Genomic DNA, 26843 nt, shown 5'->3' with positions numbered 1-26843 from the left:
CTGCGGATCTGCTGGTCATGACCTCGCTACAGATCGGTGCGTGCAGTCGTCAGCAGGCCGAGGAGCAGCACAGGTATGAGGTTGGAAAAGGCTCACTGTTGCGGGGCAAGCGGAGCTCGCCTCTCCGGCAAGTGCGTCTTCGTGGCGACCTCGGGCTGCACGTGGCGGCAACTTCCGCCGGTCTTCGGACCCTGCTGGCAGACGGTCTACCGGCGTTTCGCCCAGTGGAGCCGGGACCGGGTCTGGAGCCGGCTTCACCGCGTCATCCTGGATGAACTCGGTGCTCGCGGCGACCTGGACTGGTCGCGATGCGCGATCGACTCCGTCAGCGTCCGCGCGGCAAAAGGGGGCCACTGACCGGACCGAATCCGACCGACCGGGGCAAGATGGGTTCGAAAATCCACCTGATCACCGACCGAAACGGACTGCCTCTGCCGTTAGGCGTCTCCGGCGCCAACATGCACTACAGCAAGGGCCTTGAGCCGCTCAGGCCGAGCACTTCCTCGCATTCGTCGGCACAGCCGCAGCCCTCATCGCAAACCGCCGCGCGGCCCAAGGGCCCCGCCGACCCGACCGACCCGAAACGATAGCCGGGCCCCGCGGACAGGCCCGCCCGGCGCGGTGACATGATCCTCTCCGACCCTTGCACGAAGCGGAGAGGATCATGCTGCACCTGCTGTCACTGCACTACACCGCCCCAGAACAGGCTGCGGCGCCCTTCGTCCCCGGCCACGTCGCCTACCTGGAACGACACCACAAGGACGGCACCTTCCTGGTCTCCGGCCAGACCGTCCCCACATCGATCGGCGGCGTGATCATCGCCCACGGCGTCGACCGCTCCACGATCGAGCAGATCACCGCGCAGGACCCCTTCGTCGTCAACAACGTCGCGGAATACATCATCACCACGATCACTCCCGGACGAGTACACCCTGCCTTGAGCTCGGTACTGGCGGCGGGCTGTTGACGTTCGCTGGCCACTCGCCCCCCCCTCCCCTCCTCGACGGGCAGTGCACCCCGGACGGGAGGGTGGGGAATTACACTCTTCCTGAGCAGGGGCCCCTGCAACTGGTGGCCCAGCCTTCCTACGAGGCGGGCGAGCCGGAGTATGTCTACGTTGCGCTGGCCAATGGCGAGTGGCACGGCGGTCACCTGTACCCAAAGGTGGCCGAAGACCTTGCTCATGCCTTGGCGATCGTCGCCGACGCCGCGCAGGATACCGTCGCTGAGCGTCTGGGGCAGGCGTGGCCCCTGTGCGTCGAACACAACCTGGGCATGCATGCGCGCGAGGTGGAGGGGCAGCTCTCCTGGTGGTGCGCCGGAGAGCTGCCGCGTCTCGGGCCGGCCCACATCCGTGCGGCCGTGGGCGCGCTCGACACCTTCTGAGCCGCCCGCATCGCCGCAACCGCAAGCGATGGAGAGCAGATGTCGGGCCCTTGACCCGGGCGAGGTTGGTTCCATTGATGTTGCGAAGGGACTTGTCATCGGGACGTCGGTCCTCGAGTGGTACGACCACACAGACCGCGTCATAGATGAAGACCGGGGCATGCCTAAACCGAAGAAGTGGCGCTCCCACCTTCGCCTTGAGACCACAGGAGAACCCGAACAAGGGAACCGTCATGGTTTCGGGGACGACCCGTGCCTACCGCCCAGACGAAAACTTCCTCGCTACTGACGACCCGTACGGCTTTCTTTGGACGTGGAGTCCCGGGTCCGCCGCCTGCGGCAGACCTGCAAACTCGGTCCCGCACGGCTCGGCCCGGTCCTGGACCTGCCCGCCTCGACCGTGCACCGGAATCTGGCCCGCCACGGCCAGAACCGCCTGGCCTTCCTGGACCGGCCCACCGGCCAGGTCATCCACCGCTACGAACGCGACCGGCCCAGCGAACTGGTCCATGGGGACGCCAAGAAGCTCGGCCGGATCCCCGACGGCGGCGGTCACAAGATCCTGGGCCGCCAGGCCGCCGGGCCCGGCGCAGCAGGACACCACATGGATGGGAACGGTCACGAGAGACCGAAGCTGATCGCACCACTCCAGATCGTCCGAGGCATCTCACACCTCCGCCATACGCCCCGAGCACCCCCAGCCTAGCCACACCACCACCGGACATGCCCCTGCCCCCCGTCCCGGGCCACCCGCTCGCTGCGACGCGGCACAAACCCTGGCCGCCAGCCCGTCTTCTTCGGTCGGGTGAACACGCCCAAAGCGGAGAACCTCTGCCGGTGCTGACGCGTAGAGCAGGCATGGAACCAATGCAAACAACGCATGTGGGCCCCGGTCTCCTATCCCTGGCCCAGGGTGCAAGATAGCGGCGGCCACGGAAACTCGCCTTCGCTGCCCGGCCGTAGTCGGGGGGCTCGGCCCGACACGGAACGTACGATTAGACATCGGGCCGAACGGAGCGCTGCGAGGACTCAAGTGGCTGGCGAAATAAGCAAAGAGCTGATCATCAGCCCCCGCAGCGAGCGCGTGCGAGGAGAGCTGGCGGAAGCCACTGCCTGGAGCGCGTACGTGGCGGAGCTTCGCAAGGTGCTCGGAGCCGCGATTGAGAAGAGTGGCGCAGATCTCCTGGTGGTGAGCTGGCTGCTGGTGAACGAGCCCCTTCCCGAAGAACACCGCGGCCTGCGCCACGGTGCGGAGGTCCGGCCGCCGCAAGCGATAGGTCTCGCCGAGGGAATGGCAGGCGGGCGCGGGCCGTATTGTCAGCTCGCCGCACCTGGGAGACTTCAGATCGAGTCGGGATGGGACGGAGCGGTACACCTCTACACCACATCAGCGGTGGCCGCCGATCTTGCGGGACTCCATGGGGAGGGCGTGACGTTCCTGTGGCGAGACGCGGCTCCTGAACCCATAGAGGCCTCGGACCCCGTCGACGCCGTCGCGGACGCGGGTTTCTGGGCGAGGGTGGCGGAGGCGTCCGAGCGCTTGACCCTGGTCTGCGAGCGCTGGGCGTACGGCGCTCACGGGTGCAGATGGTTCCGCGTGACGCCGGAGAGCACAGCCGAAGTGGCCCGACTACTGCAGCCGCGCTCGCTGGTTTGCGTGGCCACCGAGCCGGAGCTGGGCCCCAGAGCGGAGCTGCTGCAAGACGACTTCACTGCCTTCGTGGCCCCGTTGTCGCACGGCGAACTGGCCCACCGGAACTACCCCGGTGGAGCCGACACACTCTCCGAGGTCACGGATGACGGTTTCTCCCTCATGCTGGCCGATGCGGCGCTGGGCGACTGGTGCGCCGTCGTACCGGACACGGACGGGGTGGCCAGGGGGCAGTGGGAGAGTCCGGGTGTGATACTGGTGAGCTCGCCTATTCAACTGTCGTCAGATCCTGAGGAACTTTCCTCTGATGACAACCCTCTGTGACCGTCCCAGCGTCCTCACGGTCCAGCGCAGGAAGCCGCGCTCGTCGACGCTGCGTATCGGCGGTGTGCCGAGGAAGACCTCGGGCGAGGCGAGGCCCTAGGAGATGTTGAACGTATCAAGTCGGCATGACCAGGGCGATCCGTTGAAGCCGCCGACGAAAAACAGCTGATCAAGACCATCGCCCGCTACGGGCGCGTCGACCTGCTTTGCATCGACGAGCTTGGCTACCTCGAACTCGACCGCCGCGGAGCCGAGATGCTGTTCCAGGTTTTGACCGAGCGGGAGGAGAAGAACAGTGTCGCCATCGCCTCGAACGAATCGTTTGGAGGCTGGACCAAGATGTTCACCGACCCCCAGGCTCTGCGCGGCCATCGTCTACCGACTCACCTTCAACGGCACCATCATCGAGACCGGCACCGAGTCCTACCGCCTCGCCCAGACCAAGGCCAAGCAGCAGCAGACGAAGAAGTAGCACCGAGGCCAGCTGGCCGGTGGAATCTAATCGCTGCTGCCTCGGGCCTGGCGGTCCAGGAACTCAATCAGCCGTGTTTCCGAGCGTGCAAGTTCCTCCCGTTGTTCACAGGGAAGCGAAGCGAGGGCGTCGACCAGGACCCGCTTTCGCGGGACGTGCACCATGTTGCCGGAGTAGATGCGGCAACCGGAACACCAGGCGAGTCCGATGCACCGCTCGAACATGGAGGACTCGGGCGGATGGAATCGGTACTGGTACGAGCGGACGGGCGTTCCGCAGGCGGCACAGATCCGACGGTCCCCGTCGGAGACCGTGTCCCATGTCCCGACCTTGCGCCAATGCTGCCGCCCGGCCGGTGCTCTTCAAGTCGTCATGCCCGGCATTCTCTCCCACAGCGAGTCGCCCGGCACAGCCGTCCCGGCCAAGGTGGGGCCGGAGCAGACCGGAAGCCGGGGCCACTTCAAGCCGCACCAATCACCCGCACCATCCCCGAAGTGTGGCCAACTCGGGCCGGAAAAGTGGGGCCAGTTCAGAGGTCGTTCTCTTTCCGAACCTCGTGTGCGGTTTCTGCTGGTCAGGCATGAGACCGCAGTTGTCGCGGGAGTCTTGGTCCGTTGCTGACCGAGATGTCGTGGGGGTGGCGGGTGCCATCGATGCGGGCGGTTCTGGAAGCGCGGCAGAAGGCCGCGGCGGTGCGGGTGGAGGAACTCGAAGCCGAGCTGGAGCGGGTGCGGGCGGCTCTGGCGGAGGCGGAAGAGATGCTCAGGCGCCAGGTGATCGGCCTGGAGCAGTATCTGGGGCGCTGGCCGGGGAAGACGCGCCCGCGGTGGTGGCCGACAGGGTGTCGCAGAGGTAACCGGTGGGGCCGCGCCGGGCGGTGCCTCACCGCCAGGACGCGGCCGGAACCGCGGTGTTGTCGGTGGACTACCAGGCGTTGATGGCCGCCGCCCTGGAGGCGGGATCCGATGGGCTCGGTGCCCGGCGGGCGGCGGTGGTGCTGGACTGGGACAGCGCGTCCGCCTCGCGCGTCGAGGGAGCGCGGGCACGGCTGAAGCGGCTGGTGGAGCGGGGCTGGCTGGTCGAGGAGAAGCCGGGCAGGTTCACGCTGCCCGCGCCGGAGCAGGACGCTGCTGGTGCTGGGCGGCCAGGCGGCGGCTCATGAGGGTGGTCATCGACCACAGGCTGACGGTCTCGCTGGTGTCGGTGCGTCGTTCGTAGTCACGGACCAGGCGTCGGCTGCGCAGGAGCCAGGCGAAGGATCTTTCGACGACCCAGCGGCGGGGCAGGAGCTGAAAACCTTGGACGTCGTTGCTGCGGCGGACGATGTCGAGGACGACTCCGAGGTGCTGGACGGTCCAGTTGGTGAGGTGGCCGGTGTAACCGCCGTCGGCCCAGATCCGCACCAGCCGCCGGAAGTGATTCTTTGCTGTGGGCAGCAGGATGCGGGCGGCGTCCCGGTCGGTCGTTGACGCCGGCGTGACCAGCACGGCCAGAAGGAGTCCGAGGGTGTCGGTGAGCAGGTGACGCTTGCGCCCGTTGATCTTCTTGCCCGCGTCGAAACCCCGCGAGGCGTGGGTGACGGTGGCGTCCGCCTTCACGGACTGTGAGTCCACGACCGCCGCGGTCGGCTCCGGGCCTCGGCCCTCAGCGAACCCCTCCGACCACACGGACGGATAGAGAACGGCCAGTAACGACCTCGTGCTTGGTTGGCCGTGGCTCGGCGCACGAGTAGCTCGTTGAACTGAGCATGGTGGGGGCTGGAGCACGTGAGTTGATCGTGGCGGAGTACCGGGTCACCGGCTTGTCGCCGACAGTGATCACTGAACTCATCGCTGAGGTAGGGCCGTTGTGGCACGAACAGCACCAGGCACGCCTGACGGCCCGGCCGCGGCGACGGGCTGTAGGAGCCGGAGCGAAGCACAAGTTCGTCTTCGTCGACCGACTGCTGGCCACCTTGGTGAGTCTGCGCCATGGCACCACTCATGACGTGCTGGCCTGCTGGTTCGGCGTGGACCGTTCCACCATCACGGGCGCCATCGGCGAGGTGCGGCCGCTGCTCGCGCAGCGGGGATGCACCGTCGCGCCCGACGTCCGGCTGGGTTCTCTTGCCTAGGTCGTCGAGTATCTGGGCGCCGACGGTCGGACCGGGATCATCGACGGCACCGAGATCCGTGTGCGACGCCCGGCCGCGGGCTGCAAGGACCGGGACAAATTCGTCTCCGGCAAGACCAAGCAGAACGCGGTGAAGGCCATGCTCCTCACGGACGCCGAGGGGCGCGTGCTGTTCTGCAGCCCGGTCCGCCCGGGCAGTTGCGCCGACATCACCCAGGCCCGCCAGCTAGGACTGGCCCAGCTCCTGGCCAGCGGCCCGTTGATGGAGATCCTCGCGGATGCCGGCTACCAGGGCATGGGCGCGCAGACCGGCGGACGGGTGGTGACACCGCCCCATCGCAAGTTCAAAAAGAACGCTCCCGCCTGGTACGAGGAACGACACGAACAGCAGCGCAAGGCTCACTCCTCACGACGCATCCGCGTCGAGCACGGCATCGCACACCTGAAGAAGTGGCGGGCGCTGGCGCGTCACCTTGGGCGACGCGAGCACATGAGCGACATCGTCCAAGCGGTCGCCGGTCTGCTCTCACACCAGCAGACCGCCACCCTCGGCCGCGGCCTTCACGGGTGAACACGGACAACGCCGCACACCTCCGACGTGCCACGGCCAACCGTGCACGAGCTCGTTAGCGTACGCGGCTGGGCTGCGAGGGAGTCCAGGAGCAGCCGGTCGAACTCGGATGGGTGACGCGGGGGTTCGCCTGGCAGACCGAGAGTGGCGAAGAGTTCGTGGCGCACCGCGCGGGCGGTGGGGCGGGCACGGAAAGTGATCCGGCAGACCTCCTCGCCCCGGGTGCGCTCGAGCTCGCGCAAGCAGACGTTGACGGCGAGGGTCTTGCCGACACCGGCCGGACCGTGGAGGCACATCATCGCGCTGGCCTCGATCGTGTCCGTGATGTTCTCCCTGCCGGCCAGCAGGGAGCGGGTTGTCACGACTGCGGCGTCGGGAAGCTGCGTGTAGTGGTCCGTTTCCCATGGCGGCAGTCGGCTGGTCATCGTGTCTCCTCGCTACCGGTGGACTGGGTCCTGTGTGTGGGGCGCAGGCTGGTTGGGGTGTTCCAGTCCTCGGGCGGCGGTGCGGGTGGGGCCAGGTCAGGGAGGGCGAGCGTGGCCATGTCGCTGTGGGCCGCGGCTTCGAGCTCCTGGTCGGCTTCCGCTGCCGTCACGGTGCCCAGGCGCTGCGGGGCCGTGGGGGTGGTGGCAGGGGCGAAACGCTGCCGGCGCAGGGCCTGGGCCTTCTTGGCTTCCTCGCGCAGGCGGCGGGCCCGGGCCGTACGGGCCCGCCGCACGGCATCGAACTGCTCGGGGGTGGCGGCGTCGGCAAGGTGGGCGGATCCGAGGTGGCGCCCGGCGGGGTCGAAGACCTCGATCTCGTGGTCGTGATGGGGCATGTACCGGACACGGACACTGCGGCCGGCCTGCCCGGCCATCCACGCACCGACGTAGTCACGGCCGCGCCAGCGCACCCCATGGCTGGTCAGCTTCCGCGCCCGGCCATCGTCCTCCAGCATCAGAGCCCACAGAGCGGCCTCAGGGATGTCGGAGAGCGGCGTGGCATCCGCCTGCCATGCCTCGATGGGAGTCTGACCGGCCAGACCGCCAGGGCGATGCTCGGTGTTCCACCACATCGTCCAGGCCAGGACCTCGGCGGTGAACTCCGAGAGGTCAGGGGCGGAGGCGCACCAGAGTCGGCAGACTCCTTCTTGCCGCGCCGGGGCGAGAGAGTGACGGTGTAGCCGGGCAGCGCAGCGAAGAGCATGCGGTCCGCGCACCGGTTGCGGTTCTCCACCGTGCCCTTCAGATGCGGGCTGTAGGCGGGCAGGTCAACGACCTCGGCGCCGAGAGTCCCGAACACACCCAGGACCGTCCTGGACAGGAAGTCCTTGCCGCGGTCGATACGCACCCCTTCCGGGACGCCACCCGCCGGGCCGTACGGGCCGCTGCGCAGGACCGCGGCGCGCAGCGCGGCTAGGATCGAGGCCCTGGACGGATGACCGGGTGTGACAGCTGTGCCGGTGATCGTCTTGGTCGCGACATCGATGAACCACGCCACCCACAGGCGCACCAGATCCCCGTCGGCATCCACGAGGAGCGGTGCCTGGACGTGGTCGGCTTCCCAGGTGTGGTTCCGCCACAGGCGGGGCCATTTACCGAACACGTCATGGGCCCGGGCCGCCTCCGGGCCGAGGGCCAGGGCGGCGCGTTCACCGGCGGTCGCGCGTCCACATCCCGGCGACCCGATGTCGAAGATGGCATTCGACATCGGGTCGTGGTCCTCGCGGAGTTCGAAGCCGATCTGCTCAAGATGCGCACCTACGAGGGCATGGCGGTCGGCCGCTACCGCGGCAAACTCAAGGTCAAGCAGCCCAAGGTGAGCGCCCCGCCACCAGGCCGAGCTGGTGAGGATGGACGGCACCGGCGAGTACACCATCGCCGCCCCGATGGAGGTGTTCTCCATCAGGAGGGCGGTGGTTTACCGCATATGAGGCGGGCACGCTCATGTCCGAGCTCCGCTGGCCAATGTGCCCGCAGTTGTCGTCTGGGCTTCCTGCGCGTTCGAGATTCCCCTGAGCTGCGCGACCTGGTCGACTTCATCGACCTGGGGCTTGAGCCGCACTTGCTGTTCTGAGGCTCACGAAGCCGTGGGGAACTGAGCCGGCAGGCCGTCCAGCAACTGGCTCAGCAGCGGGTATCCCCCATCGACGCGGATCACCTGGCCGGTGACTGTGGTGAATGCGCCGTCCACGAGAGCGGCGATCGGGCGAGCCAGGTCCTGCGGCCGCAGCATCGTGCCGGTCACCGACCGGTCGCCGAAGTGGCGGCGGATGCCATCGGTGAAGACCTCGGCGGTGGCATCGGTAGCAACCGCGCCAGGGGCGACGGCATTGACGGTGATACCGTCCCGTATGGCCTCGCCGGCGACCTGCTGGGTGAAGGCGTTCACGGCGGCCTTGGCCGTGGAGTGGGCGGCGCTGCCGATGATCAGCTCGGCGGCGGTGGCGGAGACGTAGACGATCCGGCCGGACCGCTGTTGGCGCATGATCGGCAAAACCCGCCGGGTCAGGTGGTAGACGCCGGCCAGCTCACCGCTGACCTTGGCCGCGAACGCCTCCCAGGGCACATGCTCCAGCGGGCCGAAAGGCGGCGCCGTGGTGTGGGCGTTGCCGACCAGCACGTCGATCCGCTCGTGCTCGGCGAACGCCCGGTTCACCAGCGCGGTGACCTGGGCCTCGTCAGTCACGTCGGCCTGGATCGCCTGCGCGGCGCCGATCTGCTTGACCACCAGCTCCGCGGACTCGGCATCGCGCAGATAGTTGACGATCACGTGATAGCCGAGCCGACCCAACTCACGCGCGGTCGCGGCCCCTATTCCCCGGCTGGCTCCGCTGACAAGCGCCACCTGCTTGCTGTTCATCGTCTCTCCTGACTCGTCGTACGAAGACGCAAGAGACACTAGGTTTGGGGCTTATTCTTTGTAAGTACGTACCATGAGGTAAGCCCCAGAGATAGCAGTAGGTGAGCACGTGGATGAGAGTGACGCCCGGTGGATCAGTGACACGTTTCACAGCGACTGCCCCGGGCGGGAGGTGATGGAACATGTCACCGGACGGTGGGTGCCGCTGATCCTGGCCGCCCTGACGCCTGGGCCGATGCGCTTCTTCGAGTTGCGCCAGAGCATCGAGGGCATCAGCGAGAAGATGCTCTCCGCGAAACTGCGGACGCTGGTCCGCGACGGGCTGGTAGATCGCACCGTGGAGCCAACCACCCCGCCGCAGGTCAGCTATGAGCTGACCGAGTTGGGCCAAGGCCTGTCCCGCCCGTTTGCCCAACTGGTCCGCTGGATTTCGGCGCACACCCCCGAGGTCATCGCGGCCCAGCAGCGCTATGACCGCAGAGAGAGCCTGGGGGTTAGGTGATTCTGAGTCCGTAGTGCAGATCGCGGCGACCTCCGCCCGAGATCATCCGCTCGCTTGCGCATGGCCTTGGTGTGCGACTTCAGGAGCGTCGTAACCCCACCCAGGCCGGGTGACATCTGGTGGACCGTCGACCCCCACGACGACGGCACCAAGCCCTCGTGCGACAAGTACCCCTTCGCCGACACCAAGCAGGACGGCACCGCATCGACCCGCCGAACCGGCTCCGTCACGGCGCCGCCGTCGTGCAACGAGTGCCACCTGCCTGTGAGCTGATCCGGACCGCCGCGGGTACGGCAGCGGCTGCCGCAGAAGGAGTCGATCCCGCGTCCGGCCGTGCGGCGCTGCTGGGTTGTGTCCGCCAACACGCCTAGAACCTCGCCCGCCGCCTTCTGACGAGCCATCTGCTTGACGGGACTACAAGGGCCAGCGTCCCTGCCGCCAGCGCCCAGTGCTGCCAGCGCCAGAGCGGGTTCTGCCAGCGCCAGAGCGGGGCGGGTGCGGACTCCCGCAAATGGGGAACCGGGGCAGGCCGGTTCGGGGAGAGGACGGCATCAGGGGTGGGCACGGATCAGGAGTGGAGCGAGCACGCAGCGTCCTGTGGCTGAACGAGGCCCAGGACTACCTGGACGGTCCCACAGGCGAGGAAGTCGCGGCCGCACTGCTGCGCCGCCTGGACACCGACGGTCCCTTCCTCATCATCGCCACCTTATGGCCCGAGCACCACAACGCCCTCACCGCAGCACACGCCTCTGGCACGCACGACCCTCACCGGCAGGCCCGGGTGCTGCTGGACCAGGCCTACTACACCTACCTTCCCGACTCCTTCGCCGATGACCTGAACGCCGCCCGCCAGGCCGCCGGCCATGATGCGTCCCTAGCCGCCGCGCTGGAAGCCGGAGGCGCTGACGTCACCCAAAACCTGGCCGCCGGGCCAGACCTCGTCGCCCACTACGAGCATCCAACCGGTCCGCTTGGCATTTACGGCAAAGCCTTGATCAGCGCAGCCATGGATGCCGACCGCTTCGGCGTCACTGGACCGCTGCCGCTGGACTTCCTCCGGGATTCGGCGCCCGGCTACCTCACCGCCCCCGAACGCGCCGCCGCCGACCCCGACACATGGTTCACAGCGGCACTCACCCACGCCCAAACCCTGATCAAGCAGATCATCAGGCCGCTACAGAACGTCCGCCGTCCCTCGGAGATGGGCGCGCTGCCCGGCGCGGTCCGCCTCGCCGATTACTTCCAACAACACGACCGCCGCACTCGTGAGTACCTCTGCCCGCCCGCATCCTTCTGGGATTCCGCCGCTGAACACCTCACCTCTTCAGTCGACCTCGGCAACCTCACCACCGCGGCCCTGCTACGGCACCGTTACCGCCACGCTGCACAGCTGTACTGCGCCGCCGCCGATGCAGGGGACCCCGACTTCTTGACGGTGTTGGCACAGGTACGGGAGGGATGGACGGAGGACGGAAAGGGAGCTGAACGGCTGTACCGTGCCGCCGCCGATGCTGGGAACTCCGGTGCCTTGGCGCGACTGGCGCTGATGCGGGAGGGGGCCGGTGACCAGAAGGAAGCCGCACGGCTGTACCGTGCCGCCGCTGCGGGAGACACCGACGTTTTGACGGGCCTAGCGCGGATGCGGGAGGAAGCCGGGGACCGGAAGGAAGCCGAACGGCTGTACCGTGCCGCCGCCGATGCTGGGAACTCCGGTGCCTTGGCGCGACTGGCGCTGATGCGGGAGGAGGCCGGGGACCTAAGGGAAGCTGAACGTCTGCATCGTGCCGCCGCCGACCTCGGAGATCCTTACGCTATGGCGGGACTGGCGCGGATACGGGTGGAGGCCGGGGATCGAAAGGAAGCCGAAAAGCTCGCCCGTGCTGCCGAAGCCTGGGGGGACTACTTCCTGCTAACGGATCTGGCGGTGATGTGGGAGAGGAACGGGGAGTGGCAGGAAACTGAACGGCTGTACGGTGCCACCGCCCGCATCCCAATGCACTAAATTGACGGTCCGCCAGACCGACACCCGTTGCGGGCACCGGGGGACCGCGCCATCAAGCCACAGCACGCCACCCCACGACGGCCTGAGCCGTCACCCGAAAGTGAGTAACGACCCTCCGGAACAGAGACCGGCTGCACGTCAATCCGTAGGTGGCTTTGCCATAGGGCATCCCGCACCGCAATACAGACCTCCTGGGTCACAGCGAAGTTCTCGACGTCTCACCGCTTACCGTGCACGAGCTCGTTGGACGAGTAGTTCCGAAGTACCCAATGGTCGGAGGGGGGTGTCGGACCTGCACGCTACGTTGAGCGCATGACCTACGTAGAGAGCAAGACGGAGCGCATCAGGCCGCAGCAGTTCCACGAAACCGTGGGCGTGGAGGACTGGCGCGTCGTGGGCGAGGGGGCGTGTGCGTACTTCCGTACGGGGTCGTTCGCGGTCGGCGCCCAGTTCGTGCAGGCGATCAGTGAGATGCCAGGAGTTGGAGACGATCACCCGGACGTCGACGTGAGGCAGGAGGGAGTGATCGTACGGCTGATCACGGTCACGGACGACTACTACGGGCTGGCCGAACGGCACGTCGAGCTGGCCCGGCAGATCTCGGCCGTGGCCCGCACGCTGGACATACCAGCTGACCCGTCCGCCGTACAGACCGTCCAGGTCACCATCGATGCCCTCGCCGGTTCCGACGTGGTGGCGTTCTGGCGTGCCCTCCTCGGCTACCAGGACCGCGCGAACAGCAGCGAGGACTTGATCGACCCGCGCCGCCGCGGGGCACCGTTCTACTTCCAGCAGATGGACGCACCGCGCCCGCAGCGCAACCGGGTCCACGTTGACGTGTGGGTGCCGTACGACCAGGCCGAAGCCCGGATAGCCGCCGCACTTGCGACCGGCGGACGTCTGGTGAACGACGCCGACGCGCCGTCGAACTGGGTGCTGGCCGACCCCGAGGGCAACGAGGCGTGTGTCGGCGTGGCCGGCCCTCCCGGGCAGGACACCGACCGGACGTGAATGTCCCTGCATGACGAGACCGTGTCACCGGTTGAGCACGATTCGCCCAGTGGATCATCGTGCGGGATCTTTGGGGCAGTGCTTCGTAGTCCCGCGCGAGTCGGCGGTGCTGCATCAGCCAGCCGAAGGTTCGCTCGATCACCCACCGCTTGGGCAGCGGCTCGAAGCCTTTGGGCCGGGTCCGTTGCACGACCTCGACGTCGATGCCGTGGCCGGCACCGTGATTGGACATGCTGCTCTGGTAGCCGCCGTCGGCCCAGACCTTGGTGACACCAGGATGGTGCGCCGCCAGGTCGTCGAGCAGGTGCTTTCCGCCGATGGTGTCGTGGACGTTCGCGGCGGTCACCAGGACGGCCAGCACGAGGCCGAGGGCGTCGGTGATCAGATGCCGCTTGCGGCCCTTGATCTTCTTTCCGGCGTCGATGCCCTGACTGCTCTCGGCCACGCTCGCCGAGGTCTTCACGCTCTGCGCGTCGATCACGGCCGCGGTGGGCTGCGTGCTGCGGCCGTGCGCGCGACGGGTCTTGTCCCGTAACAGGTCGTGGACCTGCCGGGTCGTGCCGTCGGCTTCCCACTTCGCGTAGTAGTCGTAGACGGTCTTGTAGGGCGGAAAGTCGTGCGGCAGGTACTCCCACGGGATCCCGGTGCGGTTGACGTAGAGGATCGCGTTGACGATCTCCCGCAGGTCATGCACCCGGGCCGCAGCACCCGGCCCGGTCCGTCTCGCCCGCCAGGCCGTGAAGACAGGCTCGATCAGAGCCCACCGGGCATCAGACACATCACTGCGGTAAGGACGACGCACGCTCACGCCCGGCCTAACGACCGCCAGCACCCGCCGTCACAAAATCATCCCTAACTACCAACTACCTAAATTAGATGCCCTCTTACGGGCAGGCCCGCGCGCTGCTGGACGAGCACACCGCCCTGCGCGGCCTGGGAACGGGCTGGGACCTGCACGAGTACCGCCACTCTGCCCTGACCCACCTCGGCGAGCGGGGCGCCTCGCTGCTGATGCTGATGGCGAAGTCCCGGCACAAGAAGCCGGAGAACGTCCGCCGCTACTTCAAGCCCTCCCCTGAGGCGATCGCTGAACTCACCAGTCCGCTCGCCCCCGGAGACGTCCGCCGCTGAACCGTCGCCGCCCGGCAGGGTGGGTCGCGAGGGCGGGCCGTTCGTGTCCAGGACGCGTGGCTGCCCGTTGGCTGCCCGTTGGCCGCTCGGGGGCGATGAGCGAGGAGGCTGCTGGCGGGGGAAGGGCTTCAGCCTTCGCGGCTGGGGAGCATGTCCAGGGCCTGGGAGCGCTGTGCGACGAGGTCGTCGTAGGTGCCGTCGCGCTCGGCCCAGCGGTGCATGAGGACGCCCTTCACGAGGATTTCGTGAGGGGTGGGGTTCTCCGAGAGCAGGTGCATGACCTCGGTGGCGAAGTCGTCGAGCGGCAGCGCGTGCGGGTTCACCTTTTCCTGGCCTGCTGTGGCGACGGCCGGGGGGACGAGCTCGACGACGCCGACACCGGTGCCGTCGAGCTGCGCGCGCAGTGCCTCGGAGTAGGCGTGCACTGCGGCCTTCGAGGCGGCGTAGCTGGGCATGGGCGGGAACGGCAGGAAGGCGATTCCAGAGGTGACGGTGATGAAGGTGCCGGTGCCCCGCTGGACCAGGTGGGGGGTGAAGGCGTCGATGACTCGGATGGTGCCGAGCAGGTTGGTGTCGATCGTCGTCTCTGCCACCTCGAAGTGCGCGGGGTCGCGCAGGTCCTCCAGGAGCATGACCCCCGACATGGTCACCACGGTGTCCAGCTCGGGGTACCGGGCGAGCACGGCATCACGAAATGACGCGACGGAGGCACTGTCCGTGACGTCGATACCGAACGTGCCGAAACCTTCCCCGGCAAGTTTCGAGAGTGCCTCTGGGCTGCGGCCGCCAACGGCCACGGTGCTGCCCGCTGAGGCGAACCGGCGGGCCAGCTCTCGCCCGATACCCGAGGTTCCACCGACGATGAGAACGGTGCGGTTGAAGAGATCCACGAGATCTACCCTTCAGTCCAGGGCGCCGACGGCGTTCAGGCCCGGCGCAGACAGTGATGTTCTCTGTTTCCTTCAAAACGGTGCCACCGCAGTCTTGACGGCATTCGCTGGATGTGGCAGGCCCCCGTCTTCCCTGGTCCTGTCAGGGCCCCCTCTGAGATGCGCGCACCGCATTACGGTGTCGGTATGAAGGACGAGGAATCCGGCAACCGGCTCGGCAGCTACCTCCGTGCCCGGCGTGAGCTGGTCTCCCCGGCGCAGGCAGGACTCCCGCCCGGCGGCAACCGCCGCGTGCCCGGCCTGCGCCGTGAGGAAGTCGCCTTGCTCGCCGGGATCAGTCCCGACTACTACCTGCGCCTGGAACGGGGCCGTGACAAGAACCCCTCACCCCAGGTGCTCGAATCACTCGCGCGCGTCCTGCGGCTCGACGACATCGAACGGACGTATCTGCTCGGCCTCGCGGCGGCACGCCCCAGGGCGCCACACCGCAAGCGGCCCGAGCACGTACCGGCGCGGGTGCACGAGCTGCTCGCCCACCTTCAGATCCCCGCGTTCGTCGAAGGGCGCGCGTTCGATGTCCTGGCCTCCAACCCCATGGCCGTCGCGCTCTCCCCCCGGCTGCGGCCCGGCCAGAACCGGCTGCGTTCCCTCCTCCTTGATCCTGAGGAACAAGCCTTCCACCAGGACTGGACGAAAGCCACCGCCGATTTCATCGCCACCCTTCGCACCACCATCGGGGACGACACCGACAACCCCCGGTTCGTCGAGCTCGTCGGAGAACTCGCCCTGTCCAGTCAGCGGTTCCGTACCCTGTGGGCCCGCCACGACGTCCGCAGTCTCGACGGAGGCACGACCACGGTCCACCACCCCGTCGTCGGTGAACTACGCCTCCACCGGGACAAACTCCCCCTCGACGATGTCATCCTCGTCGTCTACTACCCCGCCAAGGACAGCGACAGCGACGAGAAACTGCGGCTCCTCGCCGCACTCTCACACACCGAGTCCGCCAGCACAGCGCACGACAGGCCGACGGACACCCCGCACCCGAAGACACCTTGACCCGCCTTGGGGACCAACGGAACAGCTATTAGCGCTAAGCACTTGATCTTGGTCGTTTAGCACACATGATCGGCTCGTCGGGGGGGTGTTCAGCGGAAGATCCACGGTTGCTCGCCGCGGCTGGTTACGTCCGCGATATGCCCGTGGAATTCATGACTAATGAGCAAGCCACCGCGTTCGGATCGTTCGCGGATGAGCCGCCGAGACCTGAGCTGGAGTTCTTCTTCTTCCTCGATGACGAGGACCGGAAGCTGATCGCGAAGCGGCGTGGTGACCCCAATCGCCTCGGCTTCGCCCTCCAGATGTGCACGGTGAGGTACATCGGGCTGTTCCCGACCTTGAGACGTGCTGCCGTGGACCCGTCGAGTTCGATCTCGCCCATGTTCCCGGAGGCGGTCTGCGAGCACTATCCAATCGTTGACCAAGGGCTGCTGGACGAGTGCCGGCAGCTCGTTATCGCGATGGTCGCCGCGTGGCGTTGGGAGCTTGGCGACCAGTTTCCGAATGGGAGGCGATTCGGAGATTCGGAGAGGAATTCCTGCGCTTGCTGCGAGAGGGTCCTCCTTGGCCGACACTCGACACAGTTACCAGGCGACTGGATGGTCTTCGGCAGTGACGGCTATCGGGCTTCGGCTCATCCGCCGAGTTCTACTCGGCGGGCCGGAGGGCTGCCAGATGAGATGTGCGTGTGCGGGCTCGTGGGATGTCGGTCCACCAAGCGTTGAGGCGGTGAAAGAGCAGATCGGCGCCGACGGGCTGAAGCTGCTCACGGCCCTGCACGCACCGGGCGCCCCTGGATCGGCCAGCTCCAGCAGCCTCAGCAGGTACTTCCAGTCCAGCCGCCCGCGAACCGCGTCCGCGGCCTGTCGGTCCGACAGGCCCTCGGCGAACTGCATGACCGACACGAGCGCCAGCCGGGCCGGCGACCAGGCCGGCTTCCCCATACTCGGATACAGCCCGACGAAGTCCGCGTCCGAGAACAGCTCGCCCAGCTCGTCACGGATCCGTACCGCCAGGCTGCCCCTTCGGGAACGCGGCCCGCGCCACCCGGGCCGTCTCCTCCGGAACCCCACCGATCTTCCTGACGCGCAACGACACCGACACCCTCCCCAAACACGACGTCGGCCTTCATGACCACAACGGGTCATAAAGGCCGACGTCACGTTCAGCCCCCAGAATTCGCCAACTGTGTCGCACCGCTGCCGGGGACCAGCAGGATCAGGCGGCGACGCCGAGCTCGCTGCGGGTCGCTCGCCGGACGCGGCCTGGTCGACGCGGCCGAAGTCGCCCGCCAGCTGACCGAACTTGCTGGCCTGGTCGAGGGGTGTCGCCGAGATAAGCGCCAAGGCCGCCAGTAGTTGATCTCGAGCGGCCCGGGGTCAATGAGGCCGCAGTTGGCGCTGAGATCGATCATGGCCGTCGCCGGTCCTCTGTGCTCCTAGGATTGCGAGGGTGACGGCAAGAACCAGTGACATCGAGAAGGCGGCCGGTGTGCTGCGTGCCGGCGGCCTGGTGGCTCTCCCGACCGAGACCGTCTACGGACTGGGCGCCAACGCTGAGGACCCCGCCGCCGTCTCGCGCATCTTCCAGGTCAAGGGGCGTCCGCCCTCGCATCCGCTGATCGTCCACATTGGGAGCGCGGACCACCTCGACGACTGGGTCGAGGACGTGCCCGCGACGGCCCGCCTGCTGGCCGAACGCTTCTGGCCGGGGCCCCTCACCCTGGTCCTGCGGCGCGGGCGCCGGGTTCCTCTGGAGGCGACCGGTGGCTTGGAGACGGTGGCCGTGCGCGTGCCCGACCACCCCGTGGCACTCGCGCTGCTGTCGGCCTTCGGCGGCGGTGTCACGGCCCCGTCCGCCAACCGCTTCGGCTCGGTGAGCCCCACGACCGCGGACGACGTCCGTGCCGAGCTCGGCGACGCCGTCGACTACGTGCTGGACGGCGGCCCCTGCGAGGTCGGTGTCGAGTCGACCATCGTCGACGCCACCGGCGAGATCCCGACCATCCTGCGGCCCGGCGGGGTGACGCGTGAGGACCTCGAAGCAGTGCTGGGATGCCCGCTCGCGGTCCCTGTGACCAGCCACATCCGGGTGCCGGGCCAGCATCCGTCGCACTACGCGCCGCGTGCTCGGGTCGTCCTGGTCGAGCCGGAGAAGGTCGTCGCCGAGGCGGAGCTGGCGCAGGAGCTGGGGCACCGGGTCGGCGTCTTTCTTCCTGCCGCCTTCGCCGGCGCCGAGGTGAAGGCGCACGCGGTGGTGCAGGTCCCCGGTTCGATGGCCGCCTATGCGCGGGGGTTGTACGGGTTCCTGCGCGAACTCGACCAGCGGGGGTGCGACCTCATCCTCGCGTCCCTGCCGGCGGAGGAGGGGCTGGGGCTGGCGATCGCCAACCGGCTCCGCCGCGCTGCGGGGCCCCGGACCACCGTGTGACCAGCGCCGACACCCTGCCCTTACTGCTCCCGGGTGCGGGGGCCGGGCGGATTCGTGGCAGATTCGGCTGAGCTTCCGCCGGTCTGGCAAGCGGGGCACAGCTCCTGCCGCTCGTCGTCGGTGACGACCGTTCCCCATCCCAGGCACACCTCGCAGCCCGCGGCCCGTCCCAGGTCGGCGCGGGGGACGGTGCTGGACGCGTGGTCGGCTCCGTGAGCCATCGGGCGGTGCCCTTCCCGGGAGATCGAGCGGTGAGCCCGGTGCGTTCCCCATCCACGTATACGGGTCTCCTCACACCGGGGCAAATCACGCCGGGGCAGCCACGGCCGGGGCGGTCAGGACGCGGCAGGGACCGCCGCATCAAGGCCGCGAGAGGCGACGAGCTGTGCACTGCCGTCGGCCAGCCGGTAGGACAGCCCCACCACGCCGAGGCGGCCTGCGGCCACCCGCTCGGCCAGGACGCGGGAGCGTTCGAGCAGCAGGTCCACGGTGTGCTCGATGTGCTCGGCCAGGATCTCCTCGGCCGTCTCCCGTCCGGCGGCGCGGGCTGCCAGCACGCTCGGGGTCACCCGTTCGACGACATCACGGACGAAGCCGCCGGGCACCCTGCCGCCGTCGGCTGCGGCACGGGCGGCTGCGATGGACCCGCACGAGTCGTGGCCGAGCACGACGACGAGCGGGGCGTCGATCACGCTCACGCCGTACTCAATGGAACCGAGGACTTCTGCACCGGCGACATGCCCCGCGGTGCGCACCACGAACAGGTCGCCCAGGCCGCGGTCGAAGATGATTTCGGCGGCCAGCCGGGAGTCGGAGCACCCGAACAGCACGGCGAAGGGCTGCTGTGCCGGTGCGATCTCGGTGCGGCGTATGGCGTCCTGGTTCGGGTGCTCGGGGGCGCCTGAGACGAAGACGAAGCGCTGGTTACCGGCCATGAGCAGCTCAAAGGCGCCGCGGGGCGTCGGGTTCTGGATCTCGGTCATGGGCGGGCTACGAGCCGGCACCAGCCGTCGCACCGCCTGGTCCCGCCGGAGCTCACCAGGGCGGGCCACACCGACGGCCTTGCCATCACCCCCAGGCGCCCGGCGAGAGCGGCCTCGGTACGGATCTCAGCGCGCGACGGTGCTGCCCCGCCCCGTACGCCGACCGGTCCAGGACCCTCCGTTCGTCGTCCACATCCGAAAACGAGCCAGGTGCCGCCCGCGCTGTCGGCCGAACGAGGGCGGACCGCCCGGGATCACTCGCCGTCCCCGCCGTTGCGGGCCTGCGCCAGCAGCTGGGCCACCACGTCCTTCGCTCCGTCGTCGGTCTGCTCAGTGAGCGCGTCAATCGCCTCGTCGCTCGTGCCGTCGAGAACCTGCTGCGTGAGGCGATCCATCAGCTCGGGGTCGGTGCTGCCGTTGCCGGGGCCGGTGAGGTCCACCCGTGTCGGCCGACGCGGGGCGATGATCTCCGGCCCGGCCGGTGCCTCGGTCGCCTCGGCTTCGGCGAGCGCGCAGTACAGCGAGGCGATCGAAGGATGTTTGCCTGCGTTCTTGCCGGCCGCCGTGCCGGTCCTGCTGTCGCACGAAAGGCTTCCGCATGCTCTCCGGGAACGGCCGCCATCGTCGCCCCCGTCAGGCTCCAGCTCTCCTCGTCGCGGCCGGAGTGACCGGATCCGCCATCGCCATCCCGCTGCTCGGCGCGGCGAGCGCCAACGCGGCGGAGAAGCCCTCCAGGGCGCTGTACGTGCGGTATCCCACCGGCAGGGCGGGGGCCGTCGGGGAGGCCGGGGCCGTCGGTGCGGGGGTGCCGGAGCCCGTGTGGCGCCCGTCGGGGGTGGCCGGGGCGGTCGCCTCGGGAGGCGCGCCCGCCGTTCGGCCGAGGGCCAGGCCCACGCATGTCCAACTGTCGGCCGAACAAGAGAAGCCGCCACCATCGGCACTCGCCTCGGTGGCCGGCTGTCGTGCGTGCTGCGGTTCGGGGAGGGGCGGATGAGGTCATGGGGGTCACCGGTAGAGGGAAACGGACGTGACATCCTGGTTCACCGGACGTGACATCCTGGTTCACCTGCCCGGACTCCCCTTCAGCATCCATCCGGCAGCACCGGCGGCTCGCGCGGGCTCGCTTTCGTGTCACCGGATCCTTCGGGGCGGCCCTTGCGGGCGACCGGCTCCCGCGGCCGATCCTCGGGCACGGGAGCTCAGCAGCCCCGCAGCTTGAGTCCGAACCGCGGGCCGTCCAGCCCGGTCCCGCGACGCGGGTGGGCTGCTGTTTTGAGTGCCCGGGGAAGGGCAGACCACACAAATCTGGTCGCTGACGCTCAGGCTACGGCGGCGTCTTTGGCTGTCCCGCACGATCAGGACGGCATCGGCCTCGGTGAGCTCCAGCAGACGCCGAAGTTGCGGCCTGGGCGTGGCCACCCGCTGGCTCGTCTCGCGGTGGATGCGCAGCAACGGGTTCAGAAACGCCGAATCCGCGAACGTCACCCCGGAGGCGTCCAGCACCACTTTGGCGTGATCCCGGGCGGCCGCCTCCAGCACCTTGGTCAGCGACCCCAGGGAATGCATGTCGTACTCGCTGTGAGCGGCAACGACCCAGGCGCCGTCGTATGCACACTCAGCCGGCCCCGGTCCACCCCCAGTGAACTGGGCGGACAGCCGCTCGTCGCTCCTGTCGGCCTCTCCCATGGCCCGAGTATGCACGCACGGCCCCCACGCCACGAGGGCGCACTGATCAAGAACCCCCTACGTTAGCCAAAAGGATCGCAAACTGCTGTCCGTGAGGAATCGGGCGGCAAAAGGCCAGCGGAGTTGATCAGAGCAGTCGGCCGGCCGGTAGCGGATGTGCGCTACGGCAGGGGACGGCGCAGTAGGCGGGGGATGCGGTGGATGAGCCAGGCGCTGGCCAGGCCGATCACCGCGCCGGCGGCGACGTCGCTGGGATAGTGGGCGCCGCTGTGGACGCGTTCGACGCCCAGCATCGCGGTGGGGACCGTGCACAAGGCGCCGGCCAGCGGCCAGGTCGGCGTGATGGCGGCAGTGAAGGCGACCGCGGCAGCGGTGTGGCCGGAGGGAAAGGAAGAGGAGTCGGGGCGGTGGCCCCGCGGCCGCGGCACGCCGCCCGGCCGCCATCCTGGCCATCCCGACCCTCGTCGCAGGGATCTACGGCATGAACTTCGCGCACATGCCGGAACTGAGCTGGGTGTACGGATACCCGCTCGCCATCGCCGTGATGGTCACCGCCGCCGTCCTCCTGCACCGGACCTTCCGCCGCAACGGCTGGCTGTGAACGCCCGGCGACTGTGGCTGGAGTGCGTTCGCGGCCGGCGTCAGCCCTGGGCGAGCTGATCTGCCAGGCGACGGACCTGGGCCAGGAGTGTTCCGTGCGTGGCCAGCGCCTCAGGATCGTCCTGCACAATGCCGGGCAGCCTGTGGTGAAGTTCGTCGAGTGAGTGGCGCAGCTCTTCCACGGTCTCGGGCAGCCTGGTCGGCGGAGTCGTCCTGGCCGGTTCCGGCGAACCGGGTCTGGCTGTAGAGGCCGATGGCGCGTGCGGTGTGTTGGAGGAAGTCGGCGTAGGGACCGGTGACCTGCCTCCCGGGGCGGGCCGCCTTCTCGGTGTGGTCGGCGGTCTCCAGGACCGTGCGAGTGACGCCCGCGGTGTGCACGGCGACATAGTCGAGCACGGCAAGCGCATCGTCGAACGCTTCACCGGGCGGGGAGACGGCACCCCCGCGGCGCCCGCGCAGGTTGATCCGCATGCTTTCCCGGCTCCAGCCCACCGCCGAGCGGGCCTGATCGACCAGGCGGCCCAGGCGCAGCGCGCGTTCGTGCCATTCGCCGGCCTCATGGCTGTCCCACTCGCCGCCGTCCAACCCCTCGGCCACCGCTTCGAGTACTGGGAGTGCACGACCACTCTCCTGCCACCCGTGCGGGGCGCACAGACCTCAGATCAGTACAGGTACTCAGGCAGCAGCGTGAGCAGCGCGCCGATCGTCATACACCCGCCCTCCGCGTGAGTCAACCCCGTCCCGACCGTCCAGGCCGGGACGAGGCCCGCACAACCCAGGCGGCCGCAGCACCGGCAAAGGCCGACCGCTCGCTCCTTCATCCCGCAATCCGGCGAAACAGCTAAGCGGAGGAACTATCCGTAGCCGGGGACGAGGTCGCTTCCGTTGTGGGCGCTGGAACAAGCCCGGTGGAGATACGAGCCTCTCGCCATGGCAGGAGCAACGCGCTCGCCATGCACAGCAGGCCGGCGATGAGCAGGGCGCCTCGTACCCCGGCTGCGGCGGCGATCAGGCCGCCGGCAAGCATGAAGACGGCCTGGCATGACTTGGAACCGACGGACCAGGAGGTGCCCACGCGGGACATGAACGCGTCTGAAGTGGCAGCCATGCGGTAAGTGGTGAACGACGGGCCGAAGACGCCGGCTGAGAAGAGCAAGCCGAAGTCGGAGGCCACGATGACGCACACGCCGAGGGCACCGGAGGGTGTCAGCGGCAGCAGGGTCGTCCACAGGGTGCGTGCGACACCGGACAGCAGCAGGATGCGGCGCTGTCCAAAACGCCGGGTGAGCAGCGGGGTCAGGCGTGAGCCCAACACGCCGCCCAGGCACGGCAGTCCCAGAGCGAGTCCGTACTGCCACGGTCCCAGGCCGAGATCATCCAGCATGAGGACAGCCATCAGCGGTGATGTCATCATGATGGATCCGCCAAAGAGGAGCGCGTTGAAGAACAATGGCCGCAATCCTGGGTGCCCAAGGAGGTACTGCCAACCGGCAGCGATGTCACGCCCCAGGTGAGAGGTGGCGGAGCGCGTCGGTGGCGCGGGTTCAGGCTGCCGAATGCGACGGATGCCAAGGGCAGAGCCTAGGAAGGACAGTGCGTCGACCACCAACGTGGCGGCCGCGCCCAGCGCCCCGATCAGAAGCCCGCCGACGGGCGGGCCAGCGCTGACAGTAATCCAGTTGGTCGTCTCAAACAGGCCGTTGGCACGAAGGCGGTGCTCGGGCACGACTAGGGCCTTCAGATGTGCCCCACTCGCCGCGTCGAATGCAACAGACGCCGCCGTCTGTAGAACGCCGACCGCACACAGGTGGGTGAAGGTGAGCCGGTCGAAAGCCATGGCGACCGGAATGCTTGCCAGCACCGCACAGCGGATCAGATCGGCGGTGATCATGACCGGCCGCTTGTACTGATGCTCGATACGCACACCGAGCGGCAGAGCGATCACCCCGCTGGCCACCGCGGACAACGCAGCGAGCACAGAGACCTGGAACGCCGAGGAATCCAGCACCAGGAGGGCAATCAGCGGCAGTGCCCCCATGCCGACGGCACTGCCCGCCGCGCTGACCGCGTAAGCGCTCCACAACCGCCGGAAGTCTTGCCCGAGCATGCTCCGCCGTACCAACCCACCCTCCGAAGTCTGAAGCCGCTCAGCGTAGTCATCAGGTCAGCCCACCACCCCGTGATCAAGCCATCACCGGGTGCACCTCACTAGCCGTTGCTCTATCGAGCTTGGTGATCGTGAGTTCGAGCCTGCCGACTCGGTTGGGTGATCTTCTGGCTGGCTGGGCATGAAAGTGAGGCCTCCCGCACAGCTCGTGGGTGTCGAATCCAACCGAGCAACAGGAGGCCCCTGGGTGCTGCAGTCTTCCGTGTCCGCGCCGGTGACGTCCAACTCGGCGGCCCAGTCGTGCGATTGCCTCGCTTACCGGTTCGGGAACGCCGGAGACCGGCCGCTCAGGCGTCCGAGGTATCCCTCCGACATGAGCGACGCGGAGTGGGCCGTCGTGCGTGACGCGATGCCCGTCCCCGCCTGGCTGGAAGGAAAGGGCGGGCAGCCGGAAGGCTACTGCCATCGGCAGATGGTCGACGCCGTGCGCTACCTGGTCGCGGGCGGTATCGCGTGGAGGGCGGTGCCCGCAGACTTCCCCGCGTGGGACCGCGTCTACGCCTTCTTCCGATGCTGGCGCGACACGGGCCTGGTCGCCGAGTTCCACGACCGGCTGCGCGACCGGGTCCGCGGCGCGGACCGCGATCCGGAGCCGACCGCCGGGATCATCGACTCCCAGTCGGTGAAGGGGGCCGCATCCGTGCCGGCCGCCGGGGTGTCCACGGCGGGCTGCTGCTCGACGCGGCGCTCGCGATGGGCAGCCCGGCGTACGGCTGCGCTGCTACCTCGATCTGCGCCAGTGCCGGCCGCTGGCCATCGTGGTGACCGCCGGACAAGCCGCGGACAGCCCGCAGTTCATCCCGGTGCTGAAGAAGATCCGTGTCCGACTGCCCGTCGGCCGCCCGCGCACCCAGCCCGCCGCCGTGGCTGGCGACAAGGCGTACTCCTCTCGCGCCAACCGCGCCTACCTGCGCAGACGCGGAATCAAGTCCGTCATCCCGGAGAGGAAAGACCAGGCCGCCCACCGGAAGAACCGAGGTAGCAAGGGCGGCCGGCCCGTCGCTCACGACACAGAGCTCTACAAGGACCGCAACACCGTCGAACGCCTGATCAATAAGCTGAAAGCCTGGCGTGGCATCGCCACTCGATACGACAAGACCCCCGCAAGTTATGACGCCGGCCTCCATCTACGAGCCTCGATGGTCTGGATCAACGGCCTCCTGCCTCTGCCGAAGACAAAATGATCAAGACCTCACATAGGCACTATGGCGCTTCTTTCGCGAAGCGGGCGGCTTCGTGGGCCGGGTCCGCTGTCCGACGGTGGCGGGCCTTCCCCGGCTCGCTGCCGCAGTCACGGTCCAGACGCTACCGAAGGGTGGATTCAAGCAGCAGTTCGCTCAGGTCTGCCGGCATGGTGATCATGCAGTCGTGCCCGGTCGGCAGTTCCCGTATCCGTGCCGGGGAGCCGTTGGGCTGTGCTGCGGGGACGGGCCGCCGCACGATGCCTTCCGGCTCTGCGCCGACGCAGTGGATGTACGTGCGCGGAACCGAGTCCACGGCAGGGTTGTCCAGCCGGACCGGTTGCCGCAGGCAGCGCACTGGATGGTCGGAGAGCGTCGCACGCAGCCATGCGACGTCCGCCGGGTCGGTGACTCCGAACAGGCCGAGAGGCGGAGGCATCTCGGGCAGCGGCGGGATGCGCCAGCCGTTGTCGGACTTGGCGGCCAGGTCGATCAGGTTCTGGGTCATGGGCTGCACGTCGACGGCGGTCTCGCCGTGCTCCGGGACCATCGCGTCGAGGTACACCAGGTGCGCGATCCGTTCCGGTACCTCGTTGGCCACGGACGAGACGACCAGCCCCGCGTAGCTGTGACCCACGAGCACCACCTCGGTCAGGTCCTCCTCGTGGATCAGCTTCACGACGTCCGCGACGTGCGTGTCGAGCCCCACCTCGGGACCGAGCAGGTGTGCCTTGTCGCCGTAGCCGGTCAGCGAGGGTGCGAACACGCGGTGTCCGGCCGACTCCAGCAGCGGGACCACCCGCTCCCAGCACCGGCCGCTGTGCCAGGCACCGTGTACCAGCAGAAAGGTTGACATGAGGGGAATGTTCTTTCTCTTCGGGGCGTGGAGGAGCAGGACCATCACGGTTCCTGTTTGTGCCTCGGTACTCTTCGGGAACCGAAATCATCGTGCTGCACCTGCCGCACCCCGATCAATAGGGCACATTTCGGTGCCCCGGTTCTCTGGAGGTAACCATGAGCGGCACAGCGGGCGGCGAGTCGCGGCCGGCACGGCCGGAGGACCCGTGCCAGGCCCGTGAAGTCCTCGGCATCGTCGGCGACAAGTGGTCGCTGCTGATCGTGCGTAACCTCAGCCAGGGGCCGCGCCGCTTCACCGAACTCAAGCGGGCCGTCGATGGGATCAGCCAGCGTATGCTCACCGTCACCCTGCGCGGCCTAGAACGCGACGGGATCCTCACACGGACCGTCCGCAACGTCATGCCGCCGCACGTCAGTTACGAACTCACTCCGATGGGCAGGACCCTCCGCGAAGCCACCGCACCCCTGTTGGAGTGGAGCATCACGCATCTGGCGCACATCGATGCCGCCCGCGCCGTGTACGACGCTCGCCCCGACACCCCGCCCGCCTGACCCCCGCCCGGCTGTACTCACCCATCGGCAGGTATGGCTCGATGAGCTTCCCCTGGTCAGCGGTGAACTGTCGCCATGTCACATTCTGCGTTCTATCGCGACCAGCCTCACCAGGGCAGCGAAATACGCATACCGATCACGACCGCACACAGGCCCTAGCGATCCGCATCCTCTGGCCAGCGCGCCACCACCAACTCGCCCCGCAGTATCCGACAGCACGACGGCAGCTCCCTCGAGGGAGCCATAGAAGCCGATCCAAGACGGGAACTTCAGCTCCGCTGTCAACAGATCGCCCCCATCAATGCATCAGGGTGCGATATTGGTAGCCGTCAGCGGACTAGTAGTGCTTCGTTACGTCGGGTGATCTCGCCTGGTGTTGGGCATCTTCTAAGCATGAGGCTGGGGGAAGTGGAACGACTCCGGGGTGAGTT

At 68.2% G+C, this 26843-nt stretch carries 24 protein-coding genes and 13 pseudogenes; 22 read left to right on the top strand and 15 right to left on the bottom strand.

Features of this window, described 5'->3' with window-relative positions; all coding sequences use genetic code 11:
• Positions 1-135: 135 nt before the first annotated feature.
• From ACZ7L0_RS43505 to ACZ7L0_RS43475, 7 genes and pseudogenes are all read left to right on the top strand, one after another.
• Positions 136-546, top strand: a pseudogene (locus ACZ7L0_RS43505) (transposase); the annotation flags it as partial.
• Positions 547-664: 118 nt separating this feature from the next.
• Positions 665-967, top strand: a complete 303-nt coding sequence (locus ACZ7L0_RS43500) for a YciI family protein (protein ID WP_471248122.1) — start codon at positions 665-667, stop codon at positions 965-967.
• A 104-nt stretch (positions 968-1071) separates the two neighbouring features.
• A complete protein-coding gene (locus ACZ7L0_RS43495) occupies positions 1072-1386 on the top strand; it encodes a hypothetical protein (RefSeq protein ID WP_471248121.1) in 315 nt (104 codons plus the stop codon).
• A gap of 292 nt (positions 1387-1678) precedes the next feature.
• Positions 1679-1966 (top strand): annotated as a pseudogene (locus tag ACZ7L0_RS43490) (IS481 family transposase); the annotation flags it as partial.
• A 453-nt stretch (positions 1967-2419) separates the two neighbouring features.
• Positions 2420-3361: a hypothetical protein gene (locus tag ACZ7L0_RS43485; protein ID WP_471248120.1), complete on the top strand. Its 942-nt coding sequence runs from the start codon at positions 2420-2422 to the stop codon at positions 3359-3361.
• A gap of 141 nt (positions 3362-3502) precedes the next feature.
• Positions 3503-3833 (top strand): annotated as a pseudogene (locus ACZ7L0_RS43480) (ATP-binding protein); the annotation flags it as partial.
• A gap of 653 nt (positions 3834-4486) precedes the next feature.
• A pseudogene (locus ACZ7L0_RS43475) lies at positions 4487-4995 on the top strand (hypothetical protein).
• Here the strand turns inward: ACZ7L0_RS43475 and ACZ7L0_RS43470 are convergent.
• A complete protein-coding gene (locus ACZ7L0_RS43470) occupies positions 4934-5446 on the bottom strand; it encodes a transposase (protein WP_471248119.1) in 513 nt (170 codons plus the stop codon). The pseudogene ACZ7L0_RS43475 and the gene ACZ7L0_RS43470 overlap by 62 nt on opposite strands.
• Positions 5447-5610: 164 nt before the next feature.
• Between ACZ7L0_RS43470 and ACZ7L0_RS43465 the strand changes: the two genes are divergently transcribed.
• Both ACZ7L0_RS43465 and ACZ7L0_RS43460 read left to right on the top strand, forming a co-directional pair.
• Positions 5611-5946 carry a helix-turn-helix domain-containing protein gene (locus ACZ7L0_RS43465; protein ID WP_471248118.1) on the top strand — a complete coding sequence of 112 codons (336 nt, stop codon included), beginning with the start codon at positions 5611-5613 and terminating at the stop codon, positions 5944-5946.
• Between the two features lie 12 nt (positions 5947-5958).
• Positions 5959-6516, top strand: coding sequence for a transposase family protein (locus tag ACZ7L0_RS43460; RefSeq protein ID WP_471248123.1), 558 nt, complete (start codon positions 5959-5961; stop codon positions 6514-6516).
• On the opposite strand, the gene ACZ7L0_RS43455 is transcribed toward ACZ7L0_RS43460, so the two are convergent.
• The 4 genes from ACZ7L0_RS43455 to ACZ7L0_RS43440 all read right to left on the bottom strand — a co-directional run bounded on the left by ACZ7L0_RS43455 (position 6507) and on the right by ACZ7L0_RS43440 (position 9360).
• The gene (locus tag ACZ7L0_RS43455) at positions 6507-6941 is read right to left on the bottom strand and encodes an AAA family ATPase (protein WP_471248117.1); all 435 of its coding nucleotides are present in this window, start codon (positions 6939-6941) and stop codon (positions 6507-6509) included. The two genes, ACZ7L0_RS43460 and ACZ7L0_RS43455, sit on opposite strands and share 10 nt — an antisense overlap.
• Positions 6938-7456 (bottom strand): Mu transposase C-terminal domain-containing protein, encoded by a 519-nt coding sequence (locus tag ACZ7L0_RS43450; RefSeq protein WP_471248116.1) that lies wholly within the window; start codon positions 7454-7456, stop codon positions 6938-6940. The genes ACZ7L0_RS43455 and ACZ7L0_RS43450 overlap by 4 nt, the downstream gene beginning before the upstream one ends.
• Entirely contained in the window at positions 7456-8361 is a 906-nt protein-coding gene (locus ACZ7L0_RS43445; RefSeq protein ID WP_471248115.1) for an integrase catalytic domain-containing protein, read from the bottom strand. Before ACZ7L0_RS43445 ends, ACZ7L0_RS43450 begins: the two co-directional genes overlap by 1 nt.
• A 216-nt stretch (positions 8362-8577) precedes the next feature.
• Positions 8578-9360 (bottom strand): SDR family NAD(P)-dependent oxidoreductase, encoded by a 783-nt coding sequence (locus tag ACZ7L0_RS43440; RefSeq protein ID WP_471248114.1) that lies wholly within the window; start codon positions 9358-9360, stop codon positions 8578-8580.
• Between the two features lie 109 nt (positions 9361-9469).
• On the opposite strand from ACZ7L0_RS43440, the gene ACZ7L0_RS43435 reads away from it, so the two are divergent.
• From ACZ7L0_RS43435 to ACZ7L0_RS43420, 4 genes are all read left to right on the top strand, one after another.
• A complete protein-coding gene (locus ACZ7L0_RS43435) occupies positions 9470-9862 on the top strand; it encodes a winged helix-turn-helix transcriptional regulator (RefSeq protein WP_471248113.1) in 393 nt (130 codons plus the stop codon).
• Between the two features lie 54 nt (positions 9863-9916).
• Positions 9917-10135: a hypothetical protein gene (locus ACZ7L0_RS43430; RefSeq protein ID WP_471248112.1), complete on the top strand. Its 219-nt coding sequence runs from the start codon at positions 9917-9919 to the stop codon at positions 10133-10135.
• A 301-nt stretch (positions 10136-10436) separates the two neighbouring features.
• A complete protein-coding gene (locus ACZ7L0_RS43425) occupies positions 10437-11864 on the top strand; it encodes a tetratricopeptide repeat protein (protein ID WP_471248111.1) in 1428 nt (475 codons plus the stop codon).
• 312 nt (positions 11865-12176) lie between these two features.
• Complete coding sequence (locus tag ACZ7L0_RS43420) at positions 12177-12875, top strand: VOC family protein (protein ID WP_471248110.1); 699 nt, start codon at positions 12177-12179, stop codon at positions 12873-12875.
• On the opposite strand, the pseudogene ACZ7L0_RS43415 reads toward ACZ7L0_RS43420, so the two are convergent.
• Positions 12874-13683: pseudogene (locus tag ACZ7L0_RS43415) on the bottom strand (IS5 family transposase); the annotation flags it as partial. The gene ACZ7L0_RS43420 and the pseudogene ACZ7L0_RS43415 overlap by 2 nt on opposite strands.
• A 74-nt stretch (positions 13684-13757) precedes the next feature.
• Here ACZ7L0_RS43415 and ACZ7L0_RS43410 point away from each other — a divergent pair.
• Positions 13758-14006 (top strand): annotated as a pseudogene (locus ACZ7L0_RS43410) (site-specific integrase); the annotation flags it as partial.
• A 128-nt stretch (positions 14007-14134) separates the two neighbouring features.
• On the opposite strand, the gene ACZ7L0_RS43405 reads toward ACZ7L0_RS43410, so the two are convergent.
• Positions 14135-14896, bottom strand: a complete 762-nt coding sequence (locus ACZ7L0_RS43405; RefSeq protein WP_471248109.1) for an SDR family oxidoreductase — start codon at positions 14894-14896, stop codon at positions 14135-14137.
• 186 nt (positions 14897-15082) lie between these two features.
• Between ACZ7L0_RS43405 and ACZ7L0_RS43400 the strand changes: the two genes are divergently transcribed.
• Together ACZ7L0_RS43400 and ACZ7L0_RS43395 are read left to right on the top strand one after the other, a co-directional pair.
• Positions 15083-15955 carry a helix-turn-helix transcriptional regulator gene (locus tag ACZ7L0_RS43400; protein ID WP_471248108.1) on the top strand — a complete coding sequence of 291 codons (873 nt, stop codon included), beginning with the start codon at positions 15083-15085 and terminating at the stop codon, positions 15953-15955.
• A 137-nt stretch (positions 15956-16092) separates the two neighbouring features.
• A pseudogene (locus ACZ7L0_RS43395) lies at positions 16093-16284 on the top strand (DUF4158 domain-containing protein); the annotation flags it as partial.
• A 462-nt stretch (positions 16285-16746) separates the two neighbouring features.
• Here the strand turns inward: ACZ7L0_RS43395 and ACZ7L0_RS43390 are convergent.
• Positions 16747-17053: pseudogene (locus ACZ7L0_RS43390) on the bottom strand (transposase); the annotation flags it as partial.
• A 354-nt stretch (positions 17054-17407) separates the two neighbouring features.
• On the opposite strand from ACZ7L0_RS43390, the gene ACZ7L0_RS43385 reads away from it, so the two are divergent.
• Complete coding sequence (locus ACZ7L0_RS43385; protein ID WP_471248107.1) at positions 17408-18385, top strand: L-threonylcarbamoyladenylate synthase; 978 nt, start codon at positions 17408-17410, stop codon at positions 18383-18385.
• A gap of 335 nt (positions 18386-18720) precedes the next feature.
• Here the strand turns inward: ACZ7L0_RS43385 and ACZ7L0_RS43380 are convergent, their stop codons facing one another.
• The gene (locus tag ACZ7L0_RS43380) at positions 18721-19368 is read right to left on the bottom strand and encodes a carbonic anhydrase (RefSeq protein ID WP_471248106.1); all 648 of its coding nucleotides are present in this window, start codon (positions 19366-19368) and stop codon (positions 18721-18723) included.
• 254 nt (positions 19369-19622) lie between these two features.
• Positions 19623-19808: a hypothetical protein gene (locus ACZ7L0_RS43375; RefSeq protein WP_471248105.1), complete on the bottom strand. Its 186-nt coding sequence runs from the start codon at positions 19806-19808 to the stop codon at positions 19623-19625.
• Positions 19809-19966: 158 nt separating this feature from the next.
• Here ACZ7L0_RS43375 and ACZ7L0_RS43370 point away from each other — a divergent pair.
• A pseudogene (locus tag ACZ7L0_RS43370) lies at positions 19967-20090 on the top strand (peptigoglycan-binding protein LysM); the annotation flags it as partial.
• A gap of 409 nt (positions 20091-20499) precedes the next feature.
• Here ACZ7L0_RS43370 and ACZ7L0_RS43365 read toward each other — a convergent pair.
• Both ACZ7L0_RS43365 and ACZ7L0_RS43360 read right to left on the bottom strand, forming a co-directional pair.
• Positions 20500-21054, bottom strand: coding sequence for an STAS domain-containing protein (locus ACZ7L0_RS43365; RefSeq protein ID WP_471248104.1), 555 nt, complete (start codon positions 21052-21054; stop codon positions 20500-20502).
• A 161-nt stretch (positions 21055-21215) separates the two neighbouring features.
• Positions 21216-21482 (bottom strand): annotated as a pseudogene (locus ACZ7L0_RS43360) (phosphatase PAP2 family protein); the annotation flags it as partial.
• 8 nt (positions 21483-21490) lie between these two features.
• Here ACZ7L0_RS43360 and ACZ7L0_RS43355 point away from each other — a divergent pair.
• Positions 21491-21655: pseudogene (locus ACZ7L0_RS43355) on the top strand (CorA family divalent cation transporter); the annotation flags it as partial.
• Between the two features lie 110 nt (positions 21656-21765).
• On the opposite strand, the gene ACZ7L0_RS43350 reads toward ACZ7L0_RS43355, so the two are convergent.
• Both ACZ7L0_RS43350 and ACZ7L0_RS43345 read right to left on the bottom strand, forming a co-directional pair.
• Entirely contained in the window at positions 21766-22239 is a 474-nt protein-coding gene (locus ACZ7L0_RS43350) for a hypothetical protein (protein WP_471248103.1), read from the bottom strand.
• A 256-nt stretch (positions 22240-22495) separates the two neighbouring features.
• Positions 22496-23761, bottom strand: a complete 1266-nt coding sequence (locus tag ACZ7L0_RS43345; protein WP_471248102.1) for an MFS transporter — start codon at positions 23759-23761, stop codon at positions 22496-22498.
• Positions 23762-23942: 181 nt separating this feature from the next.
• Here ACZ7L0_RS43345 and ACZ7L0_RS43340 point away from each other — a divergent pair.
• Both ACZ7L0_RS43340 and ACZ7L0_RS43335 read left to right on the top strand, forming a co-directional pair.
• Positions 23943-24356, top strand: a pseudogene (locus ACZ7L0_RS43340) (transposase); the annotation flags it as partial.
• A gap of 148 nt (positions 24357-24504) precedes the next feature.
• Positions 24505-25005 (top strand): annotated as a pseudogene (locus tag ACZ7L0_RS43335) (IS5 family transposase); the annotation flags it as partial.
• Between the two features lie 121 nt (positions 25006-25126).
• On the opposite strand, the gene ACZ7L0_RS43330 reads toward ACZ7L0_RS43335, so the two are convergent.
• Positions 25127-25858 carry an alpha/beta hydrolase gene (locus ACZ7L0_RS43330; RefSeq protein WP_471248101.1) on the bottom strand — a complete coding sequence of 244 codons (732 nt, stop codon included), beginning with the start codon at positions 25856-25858 and terminating at the stop codon, positions 25127-25129.
• A gap of 158 nt (positions 25859-26016) precedes the next feature.
• Here ACZ7L0_RS43330 and ACZ7L0_RS43325 point away from each other — a divergent pair, with 158 nt between their 5' ends.
• On the top strand, positions 26017-26412 hold the full coding sequence (locus ACZ7L0_RS43325; protein WP_471248100.1) for a winged helix-turn-helix transcriptional regulator: 396 nt from the start codon (positions 26017-26019) through the stop codon (positions 26410-26412).
• Positions 26413-26843: the final 431 nt, after the last annotated feature.

It is taken from the genome of Streptomyces sp. NPDC039424 (genome assembly GCF_055639495.1).
This window is presented reverse-complemented; position numbering and strand designations above follow the sequence as displayed.

Bases quoted from the DNA above. Each gene is read 5' to 3' on its own strand.
- ACZ7L0_RS43365 (WP_471248104.1), bottom strand. From the start codon at position 21,054: ATGGGAGAGGCCGACAGGAGCGACGAGCGGCTGTCCGCCCAGTTCACT.
- ACZ7L0_RS43455 (WP_471248117.1), bottom strand. From the start codon at position 6,941: ATGACCAGCCGACTGCCGCCATGGGAAACGGACCACTACACGCAGCTT.
- ACZ7L0_RS43500 (WP_471248122.1), top strand. From the start codon at position 665: ATGCTGCACCTGCTGTCACTGCACTACACCGCCCCAGAACAGGCTGCG.
- ACZ7L0_RS43345 (WP_471248102.1), bottom strand. From the start codon at position 23,761: ATGCTCGGGCAAGACTTCCGGCGGTTGTGGAGCGCTTACGCGGTCAGC.
- ACZ7L0_RS43330 (WP_471248101.1), bottom strand. From the start codon at position 25,858: ATGTCAACCTTTCTGCTGGTACACGGTGCCTGGCACAGCGGCCGGTGC.
- ACZ7L0_RS43325 (WP_471248100.1), top strand. From the start codon at position 26,017: ATGAGCGGCACAGCGGGCGGCGAGTCGCGGCCGGCACGGCCGGAGGAC.
- ACZ7L0_RS43440 (WP_471248114.1), bottom strand. From the start codon at position 9,360: ATGAACAGCAAGCAGGTGGCGCTTGTCAGCGGAGCCAGCCGGGGAATA.
- ACZ7L0_RS43400 (WP_471248108.1), top strand. From the start codon at position 15,083: ATGAAGGACGAGGAATCCGGCAACCGGCTCGGCAGCTACCTCCGTGCC.
- ACZ7L0_RS43450 (WP_471248116.1), bottom strand. From the start codon at position 7,456: ATGCTGGAGGACGATGGCCGGGCGCGGAAGCTGACCAGCCATGGGGTG.
- ACZ7L0_RS43380 (WP_471248106.1), bottom strand. From the start codon at position 19,368: ATGACCGAGATCCAGAACCCGACGCCCCGCGGCGCCTTTGAGCTGCTC.
- ACZ7L0_RS43420 (WP_471248110.1), top strand. From the start codon at position 12,177: ATGACCTACGTAGAGAGCAAGACGGAGCGCATCAGGCCGCAGCAGTTC.